The 3,917-nt window shown below is 41.4% G+C and carries 2 protein-coding genes; both read left to right on the top strand.

Annotation, left to right across the window (positions count from 1 at the left end):
* Window positions 1–565: 565 nt before the first annotated feature.
* The gene (locus AK963_RS26490) at window positions 566–1,669 is read left to right on the top strand and encodes a protein kinase domain-containing protein (protein ID WP_066018351.1); all 1,104 of its coding nucleotides are present in this window, start codon (window positions 566–568) and stop codon (window positions 1,667–1,669) included.
* A gap of 1,061 nt (window positions 1,670–2,730) precedes the next feature.
* A complete protein-coding gene (locus AK963_RS26480) occupies window positions 2,731–3,807 on the top strand; it encodes a phage integrase (RefSeq protein ID WP_066018349.1) in 1,077 nt (358 codons plus the stop codon).
* The last annotated feature ends 110 nt before the right edge of the window (window positions 3,808–3,917 follow it).

The following is a 3,917-nucleotide window of genomic DNA, read 5'->3' as shown; positions in this document are numbered from 1 at the left end:
TTACTTCCTATCTCTAGTAGTCGTGGGGACAACTCAGAGTTAAGAAGTAGCATGGGTAGTTCATGGCAGGCGGAGCCAACCATTCATAACCACGTCCATAGGACGTGGGTTTTCACGATGCACTAAACCGGTACTTTTTCATACCGAAAGAAAAAGCACCGCTTCAGCCGCCATGTGTAAAGGCAACTCGCCCTGGTGGCTTTTGCCTTCACGAAAACCAGGAGAGCCTTTGATGAATGGGGCGATAGTGGCTCTGATTTTTGATTCATTAAAAATTTTTAATGACACTATAGAATGGGAAAGCTTTCCAGATGCCCCCCCCCCCAACCTACACCTCATAAAATAGGAAAGGTTCCCTTTATATATGGTTGCTTTATTAGACAGATCATGTAGTTATTTAAATAGTACCTCTATCCAAATAGCAATCACCAGACTGCAAGTAAAGGTAGCTTCAGTGTCATCAGGAAAGGTCTTATTAAAGCCTGCTACCGATTGGCCGCTTTACTATTTGTGAATATATCTTTTTTTTTTGCTTCTATTGGATTATTACGCCCAGAGGAAAAGAATGCCTCGAAGAATCAAAGATGGCATGGAGCCACATCATTTTCAGCCTCATCCACCAAAACAACCCAAGCCCAATAAAGGTTCCTTCGGAGGGCTGCCTGTGACTCCTGAAGTAGGGCAACCTTATGTGAACTCAAAAAAAGAAGAGGTAATAAAAGGAAATAAAACACCCCTTTTACAACGAAATGCTCACTCTAATGATGAGCATCAGCTTCAAATGGCAGCGCCTATTACTTTTAAAGGTGCCTCTATCGATAAAGAGTACAATTACCCCATCGTACCTGAAAAAGATTTATACAAAGTCCGTAAGTTAGGTGAGGGAGCTTTTGGCTCTGTAGATCTTGTAGTGCACAGACATACTAATCAACATCTTGCCCTCAAAATGGTAGGTGATGATGCTGAGCGGAGAATAGAGTGTGCAAAGTTAATAAAGATTCAGCGTGCAGTGGCAAGAGCTGGTGGAAACACAGAGAATATTGTGAACCTTATCTCCCTGAGTCGAGGAAGATCAGATAAAAAATATGCCCTTTTGGAGTATGGAGGTTTAGATATACTGAATTCAATAGAAAAAGATGGTCTTTTCAAGGATGAAGAGCTAAAAAGAACTTTTTTTCAGGCTGTCAAAGGGATTAGCACCCTATTTCAAGCTGGTTATCAGCATCATGATATCAAACCTGAAAATATTCTTATCAACGGCAAAGGCATTGTGAAAATATGCGATTTTGGGCTTGCAGAAAAAATGGCCGGAAATATTCAAACTGGTAACGGAACACCAGACTATATGCCTCTAGAAAAAGTATATGAATTGAACAATTATCATAATGACAGAGCAGACTCTTGGTCCTTAGGCTGTACGTTCGCTGAAATGCGTCTAGGTTACCCTGTAATGCAAGTCAGTGATGCAATGTTGAAAGGTCAAATGCTTCTTCATGAAGCTGTAAAAGAAATAAAAACAATGAGAGAAAAAGCATACCAACAGCTTCTACAACAGGAAGGAGAACAGGCCGCCGAGTTATTTGCTGCATTAACAAAAATAAACCCGAAATACCGTCTATCCCCCACCGAAGCACTGGAGCATCCTTACTTTGATTCTTGCTACTCTTGATACCTTCACGTTATTCAATGATGGGGACTTCTGTCGTAAAAAAAAATAGGATAATAAACCTTACCAGTTCATATTAGCCTGCAATATGAGATTAAAGTCTTCGATAACAATCTTATTAAACTTCCCCCGATTACCCTAAAACCACGGCATTATCTAGTGATATCAGAATCTTTTAAGCTTTGGCATTAAAAATTAATCAACAATAGATACATAAAATCGATAAAACAAAGCTATCTTATTAAAAAGATAATAAGATCCCCCCCTTACCAACCAACAATGACCTGGCCAAAAGCAATATCAACTCAGTGGTGGTGAGAAGATATTTTTTAATTGAATCATTGCTTTTATTCCATAACGCAATTTCTGAACCTGCTCGAATCACCCTTACATTACAGAAAATCAAAATCAACAAAGAAAGCAGACTCACATTGTTAATTAAAAGCGTTTAAAACCATTAAACACTAACAATGGCTAACAACCACCAATAGAAAGGAAATAACGTTTTTTTTGACAGTGAAGCTTATCAGCGGAATTCACTGTCAAATAAAATAGGTTATTTCCCGCCCTAATGAAGAACAGAAAAAGAGTGAAATAATCATTTGTTTTTTGCAGATAAATGCGATGAAAGCCCTGTTTTAGCAACCTGCTAAAACAGGGCTTTCATCGCTGGACTCTTCCAGTTGTTTCCTGATGGCGTGACCATTAACCAGACGACGCTTGCCGATTTTAACCGTGGGAATAAATCCTCGATCAATCCAGCCTCGACGGTTCTTTTTGTGACACCAACAGATTCAGAAAACATATTAATAGTAAAAAAACAAGCAGATATTCTCAGCCATCTTTCATCCATTTTTTATTATGATTAGTGGAACAGAGAAATGACTTCCCTGTAAATTCGAAACCATATAGTTTTGGAATCAACGCTGACAATATCCTCGGTGATTTTTTTACTCATTTAATTCAGAAATAGAATCCAAAGCGCTTACAACCGGTTAGTTTTTATTTTCTGTTTATAAAAAATCACGGTTTAGAATCAAAATAACAATTCAGGGCATTGAATAGTGAGCATTCGAAAAGATCATAAAACCGGAAAATGGAAAGTTGACCTGCAATTGAAGCGAGGTGCAAAACGGTATCGGCGCACTTACGACACCAAGGCCGAATGCAACCAGTTCGTCGACTTCATCAAGGGACAGACGCAACTCAAGAATAAGGAGTTTATCGAGAAGGAGGATAAACGCCTGTTATCCGAGATCATCGATATCTGGTATCAGGGCAGAGGTCAGGAACTGGCAGACGGTGAGCGTACCAGGAATGTGCTGGACAGCATGGTTCAGGTTATTGGTGATATTCAGGCTCGACGGATGACGGTTTCCCGCTTCAATGATTACAAGGCGATCAAGCGCATTAACAAGATGGGCAAGGCCGACAACCAGCGGACTGTATCCGACAAGACCCTGAACAACCATTTGGGCTACCTGAGAGCCGTGTATAACTACCTCATCGAGATTGATGAGACCCACTACCAAAACCCATTGGAGAAGGCCAAGAAGATCAAGCTTCAGGAACGAGAGCTGGCCTACCTCACCAAGCGGCAGATCAACACGCTGCTAACGGAAATCAAGGCAAGCTGTAACAACCCTCATGTTCTGCTGATTACCAAGCTCTGCCTTGCGACAGGTGCTCGCTGGGGAGAGGTTGAAAGCCGCACTATGACCCACCTGCAAAACGGCTGTATGGTCTATTCGCAGACAAAGGGTAAGAAGGTTCGCAGCATCCCCATCAATAAGAAACTCTATCGTGAAGTGGAAGCCCATTTCGACCGTTACGGTGGATTCACCTCTTCCCTGTGCAGTTTTGACCGAGCCTTGAAACGCTCCAATATACGCTTACCCAGAGGCCAGAGCAGTCATGTATTACGCCATACCTTTGCCAGTCACTTTATGATGAATGGCGGCAATATCATTGTACTGCAACGGATACTGGGACACGCCGATATTTCCATGACCATGCGCTACGCCAAATTTGATCCGAACCATTTTCAGGAGGCGATCAATTTGAATCCGTTATCCGATATGGAAGATGACACGGAAGAGGTTTTGGAAGAAACAGAGGAACTGTTGTCATCACCGGCGTAAAAAGTCCTCAAAACACCAGTCCAAAATGACCTGTCGTTAAGTATAGCTTTTTGGGGTGGTCTGCAAGTCTGATAGTTCCAGAAAGTTAAATATTTTACTAAGCTGACTCT

The organism is Endozoicomonas atrinae (assembly GCF_001647025.1).
GTDB lineage: Bacteria > Pseudomonadota > Gammaproteobacteria > Pseudomonadales > Endozoicomonadaceae > Endozoicomonas > Endozoicomonas atrinae.
Note: the sequence above shows the minus strand (reverse complement) of the source record. Positions and strands in the feature narration are given on the sequence as shown.

What these genes read in the sequence shown, in the direction of transcription:
- AK963_RS26490 (WP_066018351.1), top strand. Translation starts at nt 566, where the DNA reads ATGCCTCGAAGAATCAAAGATGGCATGGAGCCACATCATTTTCAGCCT.